14 protein-coding genes and 1 pseudogene are annotated in these 16,171 nt (G+C 72.6%); 2 read left to right on the top strand and 13 right to left on the bottom strand.

The window, feature by feature from the left end:
* Positions 1–74: 74 nt before the first annotated feature.
* The 13 genes from ACIQGV_RS18780 to ACIQGV_RS18720 all read right to left on the bottom strand — a co-directional run bounded on the left by ACIQGV_RS18780 (position 75) and on the right by ACIQGV_RS18720 (position 14,574).
* The gene (locus ACIQGV_RS18780; RefSeq protein WP_402496134.1) at positions 75–587 is read right to left on the bottom strand and encodes a phage baseplate assembly protein V; all 513 of its coding nucleotides are present in this window, start codon (positions 585–587) and stop codon (positions 75–77) included.
* Entirely contained in the window at positions 584–1,702 is a 1,119-nt protein-coding gene (locus ACIQGV_RS18775; RefSeq protein WP_402496132.1) for a hypothetical protein, read from the bottom strand. Before ACIQGV_RS18775 ends, ACIQGV_RS18780 begins: the two co-directional genes overlap by 4 nt.
* The gene (locus ACIQGV_RS18770; RefSeq protein ID WP_402496130.1) at positions 1,689–2,012 is read right to left on the bottom strand and encodes a hypothetical protein; all 324 of its coding nucleotides are present in this window, start codon (positions 2,010–2,012) and stop codon (positions 1,689–1,691) included. The genes ACIQGV_RS18775 and ACIQGV_RS18770 overlap by 14 nt, the downstream gene beginning before the upstream one ends.
* A 65-nt stretch (positions 2,013–2,077) precedes the next feature.
* On the bottom strand, positions 2,078–2,734 hold the full coding sequence (locus ACIQGV_RS18765; protein WP_402496128.1) for a hypothetical protein: 657 nt from the start codon (positions 2,732–2,734) through the stop codon (positions 2,078–2,080).
* 25 nt (positions 2,735–2,759) lie between these two features.
* On the bottom strand, positions 2,760–6,326 hold the full coding sequence (locus tag ACIQGV_RS18760) for a DUF4157 domain-containing protein (RefSeq protein ID WP_402496126.1): 3,567 nt from the start codon (positions 6,324–6,326) through the stop codon (positions 2,760–2,762).
* Positions 6,323–6,580 carry a hypothetical protein gene (locus tag ACIQGV_RS18755; RefSeq protein WP_402496124.1) on the bottom strand — a complete coding sequence of 86 codons (258 nt, stop codon included), beginning with the start codon at positions 6,578–6,580 and terminating at the stop codon, positions 6,323–6,325. The genes ACIQGV_RS18760 and ACIQGV_RS18755 overlap by 4 nt, the downstream gene beginning before the upstream one ends.
* Positions 6,577–8,583, bottom strand: a complete 2,007-nt coding sequence (locus ACIQGV_RS18750) for an ATP-binding protein (RefSeq protein ID WP_402496122.1) — start codon at positions 8,581–8,583, stop codon at positions 6,577–6,579. Before ACIQGV_RS18750 ends, ACIQGV_RS18755 begins: the two co-directional genes overlap by 4 nt.
* Positions 8,583–9,332, bottom strand: a complete 750-nt coding sequence (locus ACIQGV_RS18745) for a Pvc16 family protein (RefSeq protein WP_402496120.1) — start codon at positions 9,330–9,332, stop codon at positions 8,583–8,585. Before ACIQGV_RS18745 ends, ACIQGV_RS18750 begins: the two co-directional genes overlap by 1 nt.
* Positions 9,329–10,135, bottom strand: coding sequence for a hypothetical protein (locus tag ACIQGV_RS18740; protein ID WP_402496118.1), 807 nt, complete (start codon positions 10,133–10,135; stop codon positions 9,329–9,331). The genes ACIQGV_RS18745 and ACIQGV_RS18740 overlap by 4 nt, the downstream gene beginning before the upstream one ends.
* A 47-nt stretch (positions 10,136–10,182) precedes the next feature.
* Complete coding sequence (locus tag ACIQGV_RS18735) at positions 10,183–10,950, bottom strand: hypothetical protein (protein ID WP_402496115.1); 768 nt, start codon at positions 10,948–10,950, stop codon at positions 10,183–10,185.
* Positions 10,947–11,468 carry a phage tail protein gene (locus tag ACIQGV_RS18730; RefSeq protein WP_402496384.1) on the bottom strand — a complete coding sequence of 174 codons (522 nt, stop codon included), beginning with the start codon at positions 11,466–11,468 and terminating at the stop codon, positions 10,947–10,949. The genes ACIQGV_RS18735 and ACIQGV_RS18730 overlap by 4 nt, the downstream gene beginning before the upstream one ends.
* 14 nt (positions 11,469–11,482) lie before the next feature.
* Entirely contained in the window at positions 11,483–13,531 is a 2,049-nt protein-coding gene (locus ACIQGV_RS18725) for a phage tail sheath C-terminal domain-containing protein (RefSeq protein WP_402496112.1), read from the bottom strand.
* Between the two features lie 803 nt (positions 13,532–14,334).
* Positions 14,335–14,574, bottom strand: coding sequence for a hypothetical protein (locus ACIQGV_RS18720; RefSeq protein WP_402496110.1), 240 nt, complete (start codon positions 14,572–14,574; stop codon positions 14,335–14,337).
* Between the two features lie 125 nt (positions 14,575–14,699).
* On the opposite strand from ACIQGV_RS18720, the pseudogene ACIQGV_RS18715 reads away from it, so the two are divergent.
* Both ACIQGV_RS18715 and ACIQGV_RS18710 read left to right on the top strand, forming a co-directional pair.
* Positions 14,700–15,215: pseudogene (locus tag ACIQGV_RS18715) on the top strand (TetR/AcrR family transcriptional regulator); the annotation flags it as partial.
* Between the two features lie 187 nt (positions 15,216–15,402).
* Entirely contained in the window at positions 15,403–16,074 is a 672-nt protein-coding gene (locus ACIQGV_RS18710) for an enoyl-CoA hydratase-related protein (RefSeq protein ID WP_402496107.1), read from the top strand.
* Positions 16,075–16,171: the final 97 nt, after the last annotated feature.

Here is a 16,171-nt window from a genome sequence, read left to right as displayed (position 1 = left end):
GCGTGAGGGAGCGGGCGGTGGAAGGACGGGCTGCCGCGCACCGGGCGGCGCCCGGCACACGGCAGCCCGTCGGCTCAGGTCACCACGAGCGCACCCCCGTTGATGATCACCGAGGCGCCGGAGAGCACGATGGACGCGCCCTGACCGTTGCTCAGGCTGATCCCCGCGGAGCCGACGACGACCGACGCGCCCGTGGGGGTGAGCACCTGCACCTGGACCGCCGGGAGGTCGGACAGGGTGACCGAGACGCCCGTCGTGGTCTGCAGATGGATGTTGGGCGTGGCGGGCGTGCCGGCCATGGCGAGCAGCGGGGCGCCCGCCGGGTCGGGCCAGAAGGCACCCGTCCAGATGGGACAGTCGGGGTCGCCGGCCTCGAACTCGACCCAGACCGCGCTGCCGGTCTGGGGCAGCGCGATGACACCCGCGGCGCCCTTGGCGGCGAACGGCACCGCGGGCAGTGCCCACGTCGACGGGAACATCCCGTAGCGGTCCGACAGCTGGACCTGGATCCTGCCCTGCACGAGAGGGTCCGCGGTGCTGAGCACGGTCGCCCGGTACTTCCCGAAGTACTTGGGTCCAGCCGTCATGGCGTCACCTCCGTGACGTTCGATACGAGACCGTCCCGGGCCAGCTGGAACGCCTGCTTCCAGCTGCCGCGCCCGAGGGTGTGGGTCACCGAGCGCACGAACCACAGTCCGTCGTGCGCTCGGCCTGCGCCCCGCACCCCGACCAGGGAACGGGCGTCGAGCGGCTGCCCGTAGCGCGCGAGGTCCATCGTCCCGGTCGCGGTCAGCGGATCCGCCGTGCCGCGGCCGGCGAGCAGGGTCATCAGGACCTCCGGCAGCGCCATCCGGTCGGTCTCCAGCAGTTGCGTGCGGCTCGGCACCAACGGCCGCGCCGCCAGCGGCGGTTTGAGCAGTGCCACGTCCGGCGCGGGAACCGGCACGGAGAAGTTCGCGACCTTGACGTGCGCGTACGGCAGGACCGCGGCGTTGCCGTCCGCGGAGAAGCTCAGGGCGTCGAGGTTGGACGCGGCGTCCATGTCGACGGTCAGCGCGGGCTGTACGGTGCCGACGCGCGCCTGGGGTCCCCAGTAGGCGGTGTTCGTTCCGGGCACCGGTCCGGGAGTCACATGGAACTCGTGGCCGGCGTCCTTGGCCAGTTTGGTGGCGTACGCGAAGTCCGTCCCCTGCTGATGGGCGTACTTCTCCACCGGGGCCGTCACGGGCTGGAACGGCGGAGGGACCGTCACCGGTACGACGCCGAACGGGGCGTACTTGGCCATCATCGCCGCCACCCGGGCGAAGGGCGGCATACCGGGGAACGGGAATCCGGTGAGGTCGGCCACGTCCATGTACCCCGAGACGTCCTCGCCGGTGACGACCAGCCGGTGCTCGCCGGGGCGGCCGGTGGCGGTGACGTCCTGGCGTTTGACCGGCCCGTCGGCGAGCACCTTCGGCACTCCACGCAGCGTCCCCACGAGGACGACCCGCGTCATCGGGTCGAAGAAGCCCGTGGGAAGCAGAGAGGTCGCGATCGGCGACGTCTTGGAATAGGTGAAGCTCAGCTGGAACCCCGAGCGCGCTCCGACCGCGTGCGTCACCGTGGCTCCCTCCAGGGCGTCGACCACCGCCCTCGGCGCGGGGGCGACCGCGACCGGCCCCGTCAGCACGGTCAGGGTGACGGGGCTAAGCGCGGCCATGGTCGGCGATCTCCAGAGGCAGCGGGATCATGACGAGCCGGCCTTCCGTGCCGGTCAGCCGGGCCGGGTCGGCCTCGCCGCTGGCGTCGACGATGCGCCACCACAGCGCGGGGTCGCCGTAGGCGTCGTGGGCGAGGGTGTCGGGTCGTTCCGCACCGCTCAGCCGACGGTGCCCGAGCGGCACATGGCGTTCGGACGCGGGCAGGATGCGGCGTGCGAGAAAGACCTCGGTGGTTCCGTCGTCGCGTGTGCGGCTGACGACGGGCACCGCGTGGTACCTGCTGTTCGGCGGGAACGGAACGGCGGTCATGGCACCCTCTCCACGGCGGTCACGGCACTCTCTCCACGGCGGTCACGGCACTCTCTCCACGGCGGTCACGGCATCCTCGACAGTCCGACGCTCCGGATACCGGCCCCGCGCCGGCCGGCGAGCCGCTCGCGGCGGCGGACGGCGGTGAGGAACAGCTCGGCCCCCTTCGATCCCGGCGGCAGATCGTCGGACGACAGCACACGCACCCCGAGCCCGACCCGGGCGAGGATCGGATTGAGCCGTGTGTCGAACGCCTCCTCGGTGACGGTGAACTCGGTGATCCGTACCGGCAGCGTGCGGTTGGCCCCGAGGACGAGCAGCAGCAGCGGCGAGGGCAGCGGAAGGATCTCCAGCGTTCCCCGCCGGGCCAGCGCCTCGGCGGCGACCAGGTCGGTGGTGGCCGGTGAGATCATCGTCTCCAGCTCGGCGAGATCCGCGGCGACGCCGTCGGCGACCGCGGCCGGGTTGAGGCCCGGCTTCTCCAGCCGGTCGGTGGCGTCGAGGACGATCTCCAGCTTCATGGTCTCCACCGGCGGCCCGACCAGCCGGAGCGCTTCGAGCCGGTCGCCGGTGTCGGTGGCCGCCCCCCGCGGGGTCAGGGTCCGGGTCAGGGTCTCGGGGTTGTACTGGAACGGGACGGTGCGTACGACGGCGCGTCCGTCGCCGTCCATGACGACGAAACCGCCTCGCACCGTCCGCGGTGAGCCGGGGAAGCCGGTCATCGCGGTCCTCCTCTCCGTACACGCGTCATGTCTCCACCGCCTTGCCGCGCCCGAGCATGTCCTTGACGATCTGCACGGGGTCGATGGACTCGGGTTCGACCTTGATCTGGGACAGGCTCGGCCAGGTGATCTCGCCGTTCTTGGCGTACGCGAGGCGGCCGAGGGTGAGTTTGAGCTCGGGTCCGATCCGCGCGGAGACGGAGGCCACCTCGTAGGTCCACCGGTGGGAGAAAAGACCCCAGGCGGCGTACAGTTCGGCGGCCAGGAGCACCTTGGCGCTCGCTGTCAGCTGGCCCTTGGCGTATGCCTCGGCGTCGAACGAGAACCCGTCCTTGTCGTAGTCCGCGGCGAACGTGACACCGCCCTCCCCGTCGATGCGCAGTTTCGGTGTGATGTCGATGCCGCCCTTGGCGCCGAGGGCACCGAGCGCGACCTCGGCCCCGATGTAGGCGCCGAACGTGCCGGACAGTTCGGCGTAGGCGGGCACCGCGAAGGCACCCGTGAGTTTCGCCGCCACCTTCGGATCGTCCTCGAACGGGTACAGCTCGCCCTTGAACACGACAGCCTTCAGCATGACCGGGCCCACGCCGTAGCCCAGGTGCAGTGACCCGCGCAGTTCGAGGTAGGCGGTCACGGCCGGGACCGGTGTGGGGAAGGAGAACTTCGCCCCGATCCCCTTCAGCAGTGCGACCGACCCGCCCTCGGGCGACGGCCATCTGCGGACCAGGACGATGTCGCCGACGGCGGCCTCGCCGGACAGCTTGACCCGCCGGTCCTTGGTGATCTCGACGCCCAGCACCGGCCGCAGGTTCCTGGTGACCTGGTAGGCGACGCTGCCCTTGCCCCAGTAGCGCCCCTCCTCGTCGAAGTTCAGGCTCACCGAGCCGTCGGCCTTCTCGGTCTTGAGGGTGATCGTGGCCGCGCCCGAGAAGCGCCCCTCCTCTTCCTCCTCCTTGCGGTTGTAGTCGACCTTCATGGTGGCCTTGAACTGCTTCCAGGCGATGTCGGCCTCGCCTTGGAGGAACAGGCCGCGCTCGCTGTAACGGCCGGACAGTTTCACCGAGTTGACGAGCGGAAGCGGCTTGTCGACCGTCACCGATCCGTGGTGAGTGAGGGCCTGTCCGTCCCAGCGGGCGCCGAGTTCGAGCCGGGAGTTGCGGATGGTCGTGGTGATCCCGCCCTTGGCGTACGGATCGAATCTGCCGGACGCCGTCGTGAAACCGATCTCGACGTTCGCGGTGGACCGGGGGATGGCCGTCGAATCGGCGGTGATCTTGCCGGACCACCCGGTCTCCGAGTTCCATTCCACATGCCCCGCTGCCGCGTTGACTCCGGGCAGCTTGCCCGCCGGGGTCAGGTCCCCCGCCGCGACCAGTGCGCCGCCGCGCACCGTCACAGTGAGGGTGCCGTTCATCACGGGCTTGGCGGCCGGACCGACCGTGAACGTCAGTGTCCCGTTGGGCACCAGGCTGGGGGAGAGCTGCAGGGCCAGCTCGCCGCCGGTGAAACGGAACGCGCCGGGCAGCGGCGAGACCAGTTTGGCGGCGGGGATCGGCGCGACCAGCTTCAACTCGTCCTTGGAGTACCGCACGTTGAGCTTGCCGAGGAACGGCACCGAGGCGTGGATGACTCCCTCGCCGCTGAGGTTGCCCTGTTCGTCGAGAGCCACCTTGGTCAGCTCACCGGGGCTCAGGTACGGGTAGTAGAACGCGATCCTCGCGTTCTTCGCCTTGTCCAGCCGCAGTTTCCGGACCTCGCCCACAGGCGCCGCCGTGGGGTCCGCCGTGGCCTCCGGGCCGGCGGCGGTGGGGGCTGCCGGCGCCGCGGCGGGCATCAGTTCGGCCTCCAGGGTGACTGCCGGACCGGCCTTGGTGCTCGACACGGCGCGGCTGTCGAGCGAGCCAAGGACGGTGTCACGCGTGGACTTGGCGCCCGCGGCGGCGCGCTTGTACGTCTCGATGCGCATGCCCGGCACGATGCGCCGGGCGAGGGAGTCCAGCGGCGTCTCGCCGGTGTCCCTCACCAGCACCGTCTCGCCCTGACCGCCCGCGGTGAGCATGACGGGCTTTCCGGCGGCCTTGGCCTTCTGCGCCTCGGAGCCGCGTACGGCACCCGAGCGCAGCAGCTCCTCGATCCCGTAGCTGCCGTCGGGCTGTCCGGAGGGAACGGTCGCCCTGGCGATACGGATCTGGAGCCTGCGGACGTGGGGGCCGCGCATGGCGGGGTCACGGATCTGCTTCACGACATCGACGAGCGCCTGGTAGGTCTCCCGGCCCGATGCCTGGTTCTTGGAGCTGGTGAGCAGCTGGAGGTTCGAGGGGATCGAGGTTCCGCCCAGTTGCTTCTCGACGATGTGGTCGATGTCGCACTGCGACTGCTTGAGGCTCTTTCCCAGGCCCTGCACGACGGCCTTGAGGGCCGGATCGGCCAGCTTGCCGCGCACCTTCTCGTCGCTCGCCGCCGCCGAGGTGACCGCGTCGGCCAGCTTCGCCGTGTCGGCGAACCCGTAGGCCCCGAGCCAGATGTCCTTGTACTTCTCGCCGCCTTCCTTGTAGGCGGCGACGGATTCGTAACTCGCGGTCGAGTTGCCCTCGATGAGAGGGCTGAAGACCAGGCGCCCGCCGGCCGCGGCGTCGTCGTACGCCTTCTGCACCCAGGGACCGGCCCCCTTCTCCAGCGGGAGCGTGAAAGCCGGCATCTCGACGACCAGTTCGGTCGTGCCGACACCGGCAGGCTCGTCCGTGATCACCTTCAGTCCGGGAGGCAGGCGCAGCGCGGGGCCCGCGGCGGTCCCCGGCCGGGGGGCGGCCTCCTTGGGCGCGGCCGCGGGGCCCGGAGCGGACACGGGCACGGCCGCCGGGAGGGGCGGCGGCGCGGAGGTGCCCTTGCCGGCCCGGCGGATGACCGGGGTACCGGGCCATGACGTGATCACCGGCCGTCCGCCCGCCGCAAGCGTCTGCACGGCCCGGTCGGCCTCCGCCTCCAGCCGGGGGTCGTCCACCACGGCGGCGTGCGGCTGCCCGGCGGCGGGTGTCTGGAGCACATGCGCCAGCTCGTGCGCGATGAGACCGCGTCCGCCGGGGGTGTCGGGCCGGTACTCCCCGGCTCCGAAGACCAGATGCGGGCCCAGCGAGAACGCCCGGGCGTCGAGTGCGGCTGCGGCGCGCACGGCGGACGGGCCGTCGTGCACCCGCACATGGGACAGGTCGCGGCCGAACCCGGCCTCCATCTGCCCCCGCACGGACGGCGGCAGCGGTCGTCCCGGCCGGGCGATCGCGGAACGCGCGGGTGCGTCGCGGTGCCGGCGCCTCGCCGTGGACGGCGTGGGCGCAGCGGGATCCGAGGGCGGGGAGGCACCAGCCGACGGGGTGAAGGCCGGCACGGACGCGGTCGGCGGGCCGATCAGGACCGATGCCGCCGGTACGCCGGTGCCGGTCGGCACAGTGGACGACGCCGGCCGCGTCGGGACGAACGCCGGCCCCGTGGCACGCGGGCCGGCGACGGTCCCGCGCCGGCCCTGCCGCGCCCGCGTCACGGACGGCTCCACCTGTGCGCGCCGGGCAGGGCGCACGGTCTGTGCCAGTCGCCTCATCGTGCCCCGCCACCGTCCAGCCGGATCCGCAGCCGGCCGACGATCGCCGCGGCCACCTGGTCCGCCCTGCGGGCCGCGGTGCCGGGACGCCGTCCCGGGACCGGTGCCACCGGGCTCGGGTCCTGCCACGACCGCAACGCCCTTTCGAGGGCGGCGGGCAGGGCATCGGCGAGCTGCCGCGCCTCGATCGCCGAGCCCGCGGTCACCCGGAGGGTGCCGACGTGGACCCGGACCTCCGGAGGAAGTGCGTTCATGTCGGCTCCTCCCAGGCCACATGGGGCACGGGCAGGTTCTGCTTGCGCAGTTCCTCGGCGAGCTCCGCCTCGATCATCGTCCTGTCCACCGTGCCCCCGCCGGCCGCGGCGAGGAAAGCGGCGCCGAGCGCGACGTTGCGGATCGAACCGCCGGTGAGCGGGAGCGAGGCCAGAGCCTCCCAGCGCACGGGCTCGACCGGGGTCTGCGGGGGGAACACCGACCGCCACAGGCGGAGCCGCTCCGCCTCCGACGGCAGCGGGAAGTCCACCAGGAACCGGAAACGGCGCAGGAACGCGGGATCGATGGCGTGCCGGAGGTTCGTGGTGATGACGGTGAAGCCCGAGAAGGACTCGATGCGCTGGAGGAGGTCGCCCACCTCGGCGTTGACATGCCGGTCCGTCGCCGTGGCCACACCGCCGCGGGTCCCCCAGACCGCGTCTCCCTCGTTCCACACCATCATCGACCCGGAGCGCTCGGCCGCTTCGAACACGGCCGCGACGTTCTTGGACGTCTCCCCCACCCACTTGGAGATGACCTGACTCAGGTCGATCACCATGACGCGCAGGTCGAGCGCCGAGGCGAGCACCTCGGCCGCCATCGTCTTCCCCGTGCCGGACGGACCGCAGAAGAGCGCCGCCACGCCGCGCCCGCGCCAGCTTCCGCGCCCGCCCACACGGGCGGCGAAGCCCCAGTCGTCGAACACCTGGGCCGCGTGGCGCACATGCGACTCCACCCGGCGCAGCGCGGCCTCGGTGGCGGGCGGGAGCACGATGTCGTCCCAGGTGTACGCGGGCTCGACCAGGCTCGCGCCGGGCAGCGGGGACGGGGTGAAGGAGCGGGCGGCGACATGCCAGAGGGCCGCTGCCGCGCTCGTGGCGTCCGGGGCGGCGTCGACGGCCAGGGCGGCCCGGGCGGCAGCCCCGGCGATCCCCTCGGCGTCGAGCCGGAACTGCGCGGCCACCCGGTGCACGCCCTGCCCGAGCCGGGCCGCGCGTTCGGGTCCCAGCGCGTCGGCCCACCGCCGGACCGCGGCGGCGGGGCCGTCCCCTTGAGGCGGCACCACGTGGAACCCCCGGGTGATCCCGTCGGGCACCTGATGCCCCATCAGCAGCACATGGCCGAGCACCCGGTCGGCGAAGGCCGCGACCGGGCCTCCCGGCGGACAACCGGTGGTGTCGATCACCAGGGCCGCGGCGTCGAGCATGGCCTCGCGGCTCCAGCGCGCGGCGAGACGATCGCGCCGCTCGGCGTCCTCGGGGATGTCGTCGCCCGCGATACGCCATGGCGTCAGGCCCAGGCAGGCCAGGGTGCGCGCGATGTCGTCGAGGGCCACGTCGGGCAACAGCACCAGGGGCGGGGTGCCGAGAGGGCCGCGGGACGCGAGGGAGTGCGCCACGGCGGCCGGCAGGCCGTCCTCGGCGCCGGACGCCGCTGCGGGCACCGCGACCGGTGCCATACGGCCGGCCACCAGAGGGTCCCGCACCGGCCGGTGAAGGAGCCGGTCCGCCACCGGCGCGGTCAGCGTCAGCCGGGCCTCCACCCGCGGCGCGGCGGGTTCCACCTCCACGATGTCGAACCGCACCAGCGGCAGTGCCGCCGCCAGCATCGAAGGACGCGGCTCCCCGACGGCACGGCAGGCCAGCCACACCGGCAGACCGCCGCCCGTCACACCGCCGTTGGCGGTCACCGCATCGGCCGCCGCGCGTGCCACCGGCTCCGAGATGTCGGCCGCCAGCAGCAGGACGATCAGCCGCAGTTCGGCCGGGGACAGGTCGAAACCCTCGGCCAGGCGCCGCAGCGGCGACTCGGGACCGGCCCGGTCCAGCCACTGCCGCAGCGGGGCGAACCCGTCCGCGGCGGGCTCCCCGCGGGCGATGCCGGTCAGCACGGACAGCGACATCGACTCGGCGACGCCGGCCAGGTCCGGCTCGTGGGCGCGGGCGGAGGCGTCCTGGGGCTCAGGACCGGCCGTGGCCGTGGTGCCGGCAGCCGGTGTCGGCATCAGGCACCACCGCCCGTGACCGTCACGGTGTCGCCCGGCGGCAGTGTCCTCGACGGCGTCGGGTCCGGCCGCACACCGACCTGGGCCCTCGCCACCTCCTTGCCCGTGGTGCTGTCGCCGAGGTCCAGGAACACGGTCGTCACGAGGAAGTGCGCACAGGGCCGCATCGGGGACTGCAGGGACGACCAGATCTTCGTCGACAGGTCGACGTCGACCGGCGCCTGCGAAACGGTGATCCGCTGCGGCTGGCTCTCCGGAAGGTGGAGCGGTTCGGCCGTGAGGCGGTCGAGCAGGCGGGTGGGCGAGGCCGGCACGGCGATCTCGCCGAGGATCGACCCGATGAGCGTCCGCGGGACGACGGCACGGCGGTTCAGCGCCGCGATCCCGAGGCCCAGCAGCACCTCACGCTCCAGGTCGGCGCCTGTGGCCGCGAGCATGTAGTGCAGATCGACGGCCAGCGGGGAAGCACCGATCCGGGGGCCCTCGGCCTGCCCCTCCTCCGGCTTCAGCCGCACCTCCTGCATATTGCGCCAGGCCGCGCTCACCGCCACGTGGTGCAGGAACAGGTGCAGGCCCGCCGGTTCCGGCTGGGGAGCGGGAGCCGCGCCCGTCGGTGACGCGGGCGGGCGCGGCGGCGGCTCGACGGAGACGGTCGGCGCGGTGAAATCCCCGTAGGCGTCCTTGAGGCGACGCTGGACGATCTCCCGCAGCACGAAGGTGGTCGCGGGGATGGCGAAATGCGCGGTCATGGGGTCCCCCGTCCGCCGGTGCTTCCCAGGTACTCGTCCAGGGTCGGCCCGGTGCGGGGCCGGGGCCTGCGCTCGCGTGAGGGCCCCGACGGCGTGTCGGTGACCACTCTCACCTCCAGCCGCTCGATCTCCACGACCACAGGGACGGACTCCGCCGGAGGCATGGCCGGCGTTGCCACGGCGTCAGGTGCCACGGGCACCGGCTCGGCACGCACCACTTCCGGTGCGGCCTCGGTGATCGCCGTGCCGTCGGCCGGGGCCGCGACCGTACGGGGTGGCAGGATGCCGTCGCGGCTGTCGTGAGGCGGCGCCGGCGCATGCGCGGGCACCGCAGTCCACGAGGCGGCCACGGGCGGGGCGACGGGAGCAGGGGGCAGCGGGCCGACGTGCGTCATGGCCCCCTCGTAGGTCTCCGCCCGGGCCGTGGGCCCGTCGACCCGCCCGGGGGCGTCGGGACGCGCGCCCGGACGGGGGACCTCGGGGGCTGCGTCCCGGCGCCCGCCGTCCTCCACGGCGGCGTAGGGCACGTACGGCGGCCGCTGCGCGTCCGGCGCGGGTCTGTGGGACCGCGGCGGGGACGGGCCGGCAGGGACGTCGCCGACGGCGGACGGATCGGAGCCGTGTGTCCCGGCCGCCCATGACCGACGGGCTGCCGGGGCCGGGGGCGCGCCGGGCACGCCGTCCTCCGGGGAGGGCGCCAGGTCGACGACGGCCTCGTCCCAGGACTCCTCGAAGAGGGAGCGCGGCCTCGGTGCCGCGGCCACGGCCGCGGCACCGTCGTGTTCGGCGGCGGTGACCGTCATTCCTCCGGCACGCCGAAGCGCCTCCGCGTACGCCGACCGCCGCGCCGTCATCGGACGGCCGCCGCGTGCCGGGCCGGGGAACGCCGGCCGGTGATGAGTTCCGCGTAGCGGCGGCGGCGAGGTGCGGGCATCGCCAGGATCGCCTCCTCCGACCAGCCGTAGCCACCGGCGATCACGTCGACCTCGTGCATCAGTTCGTCGACGAGCAGGTCCAGGTCGCGGGCCACGAAGTCGGCGGGATCGGCGTCCGCGGTGATCTCCCGCCCGCACTCCGCGCAGGTGAGGTCGACACGCAGCGAACCGGCGGGATCGAGAACCTCCCAGGCGTCGGCGAGCCGGTCGAGATCGTCCGCGTCCAGAGGCGGGACCTGGGCGTCCAAGCAGGTGCCGCATGCCAGCGCGTACAGGCTGCCGGCCGGGGGACGGCCCGCCACGAGGACCAGGTCGGCGAGGACCGGCAGCCGGAACGTCAGCTCTGTGCCGCCTGCCTCAAGGCGTGCCACCGCGTCCGGGGCCGCCGGCGGCAGCTCGGCCACGGCACGGACGGGCAGCGTGAACTCGTTGTCGGTCCCGCAGGTCGGGCAGGGGACGAGGCCGTCGACCGGCCGGTGCACCCAGGCATGATGCACCGCCAGCAGCCGCTGGTTGCGGGTTCCCAGCGGATAGCGCAGCGCGGCGGGTCCGTCGAGCGCGACCAGGAGGCCGACGACGCGTTCCCCCGCGGGACGGTGCCGCACGAGCGGCCACAGCCGTACGGCGCTCTCCGCGCCCGGGACGGCGGTGGGGCCGGTGGAGGTGTTCACGCTGCGGCTCACGGCTCGACGAAGCTCGGCTCTTTGGGCTCCGCGACCGCGTAGTCGCGCTCCCAGCCCTCGTTCTCGAGCTTGAGCTTGGCGATGGCCACGGCGTTGGCGTTGGCGTCGAGGTCCGGCAGCGCCTGGTACTCCGACACCCAGCACCGGTAGACGGCGTAGCTGAGCACGACCTGACCGGCCTCGTTGAGCAGTTCGATGATGATGTCCTTGCGGAAGTCGGCGAGGGACACCTCACCGCCGAGCGCGGATCCGAAGTTCCACGTCTTGTTCGCCCACTGCTCGAACTCCTGGTCGTGGGTGACTCCGCGTTCGAGTGTGATCGCGTCGTACTCGGTGCGTCCGGGAGATTTGTAGGACGTGGAAGGGTCCCCGCCGGACCGGTGCTTGACGACCTCGGTGGTCCGCTTGAGCAGGGACACCTTCGACACGCCGGCCACGTAGCGGCCGTCCCACTTCACGCGGAACTTGAAATTCTTGTACGGGTCGAGCCGCTGGGCGTTGACCGAGAACTGTCCCACCATGTGCTCCTGTCTCAGACGGCCGGCTGCACGATCTGCTTGAGACTGATCACCACGAACTCGGCCGGCTTGAGCGGCGAGAACCCGATCACGATGTTGACGATCCCCAGGTCGATGTCCGCCGGGGTGGTGGTCGTCGCGTCACAGGCGACGAAGTAGGCTTCGCGAGCCGAGACGCCCTTGAACGCGCCTTGGCGGAAGAGCCCGTGCATGAAGGCCGTGCAGTTGACCCGCAGCTGGGACCACAGCTCCTCGCCGTTGCGCTGGTGCACCGCCCAGCGCAGGGACTCCGACAGCGAGCGCAGGATGTGGCTGGCGGTGCGGCGCACGGGGATGTACTTCCACTGGCTGGCCAGCGCGTCGGCGCCGTCCACGGTGCGCGAGCCGAACGCGACGGTCTGGTAGACGGGGAACCGCCGGATCACGTTGACGCCCAGCGGGTTCACCAGGCCCTGCTCGGCGTCGGACACCTCGACGGAGGGGCCGTGGACACCGGCCAGGAAGGCATCGGTGCCCGCCGGAGCCTGCCAGACGCCCACCCGGCTGTCGGTCCTGGCGATGACGCCCGCGACGGCTCCCGAAGGCGGATGCGACACGATCGTGCCCGGCTGCAACGGGTCGTCGACCCGGATGTTCGGGAACCAGGCACCGGCGTGGACCGAGCGAAGTCCCAGCTTGGCCGACTTCCACGCCACAGCCGTCCCGATGTCGGTGACGTCGGGCGGCGGGTCCACGACGAGGAAGGCGAACTTCTCGGCGCACACCCGGGCCGCTTCGGCGTACACGGTGAACGCGTTGCTGTGGTGCAGCGCCCTGGGGTCCGTGGTCTTCGGGCGGACGAGGTCGGGCAGGCACAGAAGGTTGAAGAACGGGTCGGGTCCGGCGAGCGCGGTGACCGCGTCCTTGAAGTCGGACGACGACGGCTGGCCGGCGGCGTCGCCGTCCTCGGCCTTCGTCTTCCTCGACGCCTGGGCCGCGTCGTAGGGGTGGCCGAGCCGGTAGCGTGACGGGTTGGCGACCTTCTGCTCGACGGTGTACTCCGTCAGGAACGAGTCCGTGCCACTTGCCGGCCCGGCGATCGTGACGGTCGCGTCGTGCACGCGCTCGAACCCGGCTGCTGCGGCGGGCCGGCTGACGGACAGGCGCAGGAAGCCGCCGTCCTCGTGCAGGGTCCCCTCGACGGAAGCGCCGGCGAGCTTGCGCCGGGCGTCGTCGTCGGCCCGGATCGCCTCGTTGAGCGCGGCGACCAGCCGGGTCACCAGCTCCAGGCGACTGGCCGGTCTGCTGTCGTTCTGCTTGAAGACGGTCACCGGCAGGTCCTTGACCGACGAGGTGTCGTCGGCCTTCCCGTCCTCGGGCTTCCACCGGGTCACCGACAGCTTCAGGGCGAACGCCTTGTCGAAGGTGCCCGTCGTCGGCTCCTTGCCGATCCGGTAGACGGATCCGGTGCTCTGCGGCCCCTCCGCCCCGATGGCGTCCTCGGCCATGGACACCTTGACCAGGCGGGAGCCGGTGGCCGGATCGTTGACCACCGTGCCGGCCGTCCGCGCGTTGCCCGCCTCGGTGGTGAGGTCGGGGAACCGCTCGACCAGCCCCGTGACGGGATCGACGACCGTGAGGTTGAAACGCTTCTTGTCGGACGGCGGCGAGGTGGAGAAGGGGTGCGCGTCGATGCCGAAGGAGTCGATCTCGACGAAGAGCGATCCACCGGCGGCGCCCGAGCTGAGCGCGGTGACCGTGAGCGAGGTCTTGCTCTCCGTCACGTCGCGCCGGATCGTCGACTCGGCCGCCCGGGCGTTCTGCACGGGCAGCCGGATGACGACCGCCTGGCCCCCGCCGTTGGCGAAGAAGTGCATCAAGGAGTAGGACAGCGAGCTCTTCGCGGACAGTCCGCCGAAGTGCCGTTCGAAGTCCGCGAAGCTCAGGCAGGTCACCGGCCGCTCGTCGATGCCCGTCAGGGTCGGCCCCACGAACAGTGCGACCGAGGTGGGCGCCCCCGTGACGGTCCGTACACCGGAGTCCAGCTCACGTGTGTACACGCCCGGATAGGTGAGGTTGAGCATCTGATCGCCTCCGTGGGCCTGTGCGGCCGGCAGTGACAGCGGCTTACGACGACGAGCGATGCCGAGGGTGCGTCACCATGGGAGCTGTCGACCTGACGCCCCTTCAGCTCGTGTCCTGCCGGACCAGGCTCCCATCGTCGTCGTCGCCCTGTCGATACGGCAAATGGCTGACGGGCGTGTGTCGTTGTGGCTGAGACCCGTATGACTGTGTGGTCGTGCGAAGTCGGGCGGATCATGAGTCTGCGGCTCGGCGTCGGGCCGGCGCGCGTGAGTGGTGATGAGAAGCAGGAGCACGTGAGGTGGCGGGAAGCTCGGTCGTGCGCGCGGGTGCAGCCTCGTTCGTGGCGGGATGACGTCATGCTGACCGGAAAGGGCGATGCCGCGTGGGTGCCCGAAGGCCGTCCGCGCCGAGCGACGGCGGCCTCGCGGACATGTCGCAGTCCGGCGGATCCGTGGTGTTTCCGCGAGGACGCGAGCAGCCGTCCGCCGTGTCGAGGACGAGCGCATGTGGCCCGACGCGGTTGCGGACGCGCTCACCCGATTCGATTGGGCGTTCGGACGCCCCGGCCGTCATCCGGATGTGTCTGAGGTCCGGCGGCCCGGGGTGGAGGTTGAGCATGCCCGTGACGATCTGGAGGAGGCCGTGCTTCACCTCCCTCACGGTGCCCGGCGTGATCTCGGCCGGCTGATTGCCCGCATCGACGAGGAGTTCGAGCGCCGCACTCTGCCGGACCCTGGACCGGTGGGCGAACGGGCGGTGGGCGGGCTGGTGCTGGTCAAGGATCCGCGAGCGCTGACGCCGGTCACGAGGCGCATGTGCCGTCCTGGTCGGCTCGTGACCGGTTGTCGTTCCGCGCGTGCGCGGGTGGCGGCGGGGCGGTACCGCTTTCGGCGATGCTGCCGCCCGAGGTGAGGCGGCCGCCGCCGACCGCGCAGAGGTGCGGTCGGCGAACGCCCTGGCCCAGTCGTTCGCGGCGGGCGAGTGCGCCGATGGCGGCCGGGCCGGTGTCGGCGTACTCCTTGCCCCGTGGACGGCCACCCACGCGGACGGCTCCGGCCGGTGGAGCACCGCTCGCAGGCCGGGTGGCGTCCACCGGCGCCGCTGTCGGACCGCCGCCGCCCCTCTTGCGTGCTCTGTGCCACACCCCATAAGTTACCGGCAAGTAGCATGCCGGTCGGCCCGTTCCGTGGCCGGAAGGGTGGTGGGCGGGTGAGTCCGCGCAGGAGCGACAGCCGTGACCGCATGGTCCTCGGTGCCGCGGCCCTGCTGCGTGAGTACGGGGCGAGCGCGACCGGCGTCGACCGGGTGCTCTCGCACGGCGGGGCCCCTCGCGGCTCGGTGTGTCACCACTTCCCCGGCGGGCGGGCGCAGCTCATCGACGAGGCGGTGGCGCCGGCGGGGGACTTCATCGCGGGACTGATCGACGCTGCCGTGCAGGCGGACGATCCGGTGGAGGCGGTCGACGCGTTCTTCGTGCCGTGGCGCGACCGGCTCGTGGAGAGCGGCTTCCGGGCCGGCTGCCCGATCGTGGCGGTGGCCGTGGAGACCGACGACGACGCACCACAGCCGGCGCGGCCGGCCGCCGCCGTCTTCGCCCGCCGGCAGAGGGCGCTCGCGGCCCTGTTCGTCCGGCACGGCCTGACCGGGGACCGCAGTCGCAGGCTCGGCGCCTTCGTCGTCGCCGCGGTCGAAGGCGCGATGATCATGTGCAGGGCCGAGCGGAGCACCGCCCGATCGAGGCGGCCGCCGCCGGGATCCACGACCTGCTTCTCCACGCCTTGCGTGACCGTCCCGGCGCCGGCCCCGGCCCCGGGCTTCGGCCGTGGTCCGCAGTCATGTGACCTGTTCAGTTCAGCTCGAAGGAGTCGCCATGCCCTCGCTCGACCGTCAGGACAACGTCTTCGTTCTCGATCTCGGAGACGGAGAGAACCGCTTTCACCCCGACTGGATCACCGCCGTCAGCGCCGCGCTGGAGGAGGTGGAGAAGGCGGAAGGCCCCCGCGCCCTCGTGACCGCCGCCACGGGCAAGTTCTACTCCAACGGACTCGACCTGGACTGGCTGTTCGCCCACGCCGACCGGCACCGGGACTACGTCGTGTCCGTCCATGAGCTGTTCGCGCGGATGCTGTCACTGCCGGTCGTCACGGTGGCCGCGCTGCAAGGGCACACCTTCGCCGCCGGCGCGATGTTCTCCCTCGCCCACGACTTCCGTGTGATGCGTGCCGACCGCGGCTACTGGTGCCTGCCCGAGGCGGACATCGACATCCCCTTCACCCCCGCCATGTCCGCACTCGTCCAGTCCCGGCTGGCACCGCAGACCGCGCACGAGGCCATGCTCACCGCCCGTCGCTACGGCGGTGCCGACGCCGCGGCCGCCGGCATCGTCGACCGGGCGGTCGGCGAGGACGCCGTACGCTCCACCGCCGTCGAGATCGCCCGGGCGCAGTTGAACAGGGCCGGCGACACCCTCGGCACCATCAAGGCCCGCATGTACGCCCCGGCGCTGGCCACCCTGCGCGACACCGCCGACCCGCTCGGCTGACCGGCACCTCGCCGCTCGCGCACCGAGGCGACACCGGCGGCCGAGCCGGCCTGCGTCGTGGCCGCCGCCGTACCGCCTCGTCCGAGGCGGCGTGCAC

Source organism: Streptomyces sp. NPDC093094 (genome assembly GCF_044754345.1).
In the GTDB taxonomy this organism is placed as follows: Bacteria; Actinomycetota; Actinomycetes; order Streptomycetales; family Streptomycetaceae; genus Streptomyces.
Note: the sequence above shows the minus strand (reverse complement) of the source record. Positions and strands in the feature narration are given on the sequence as shown.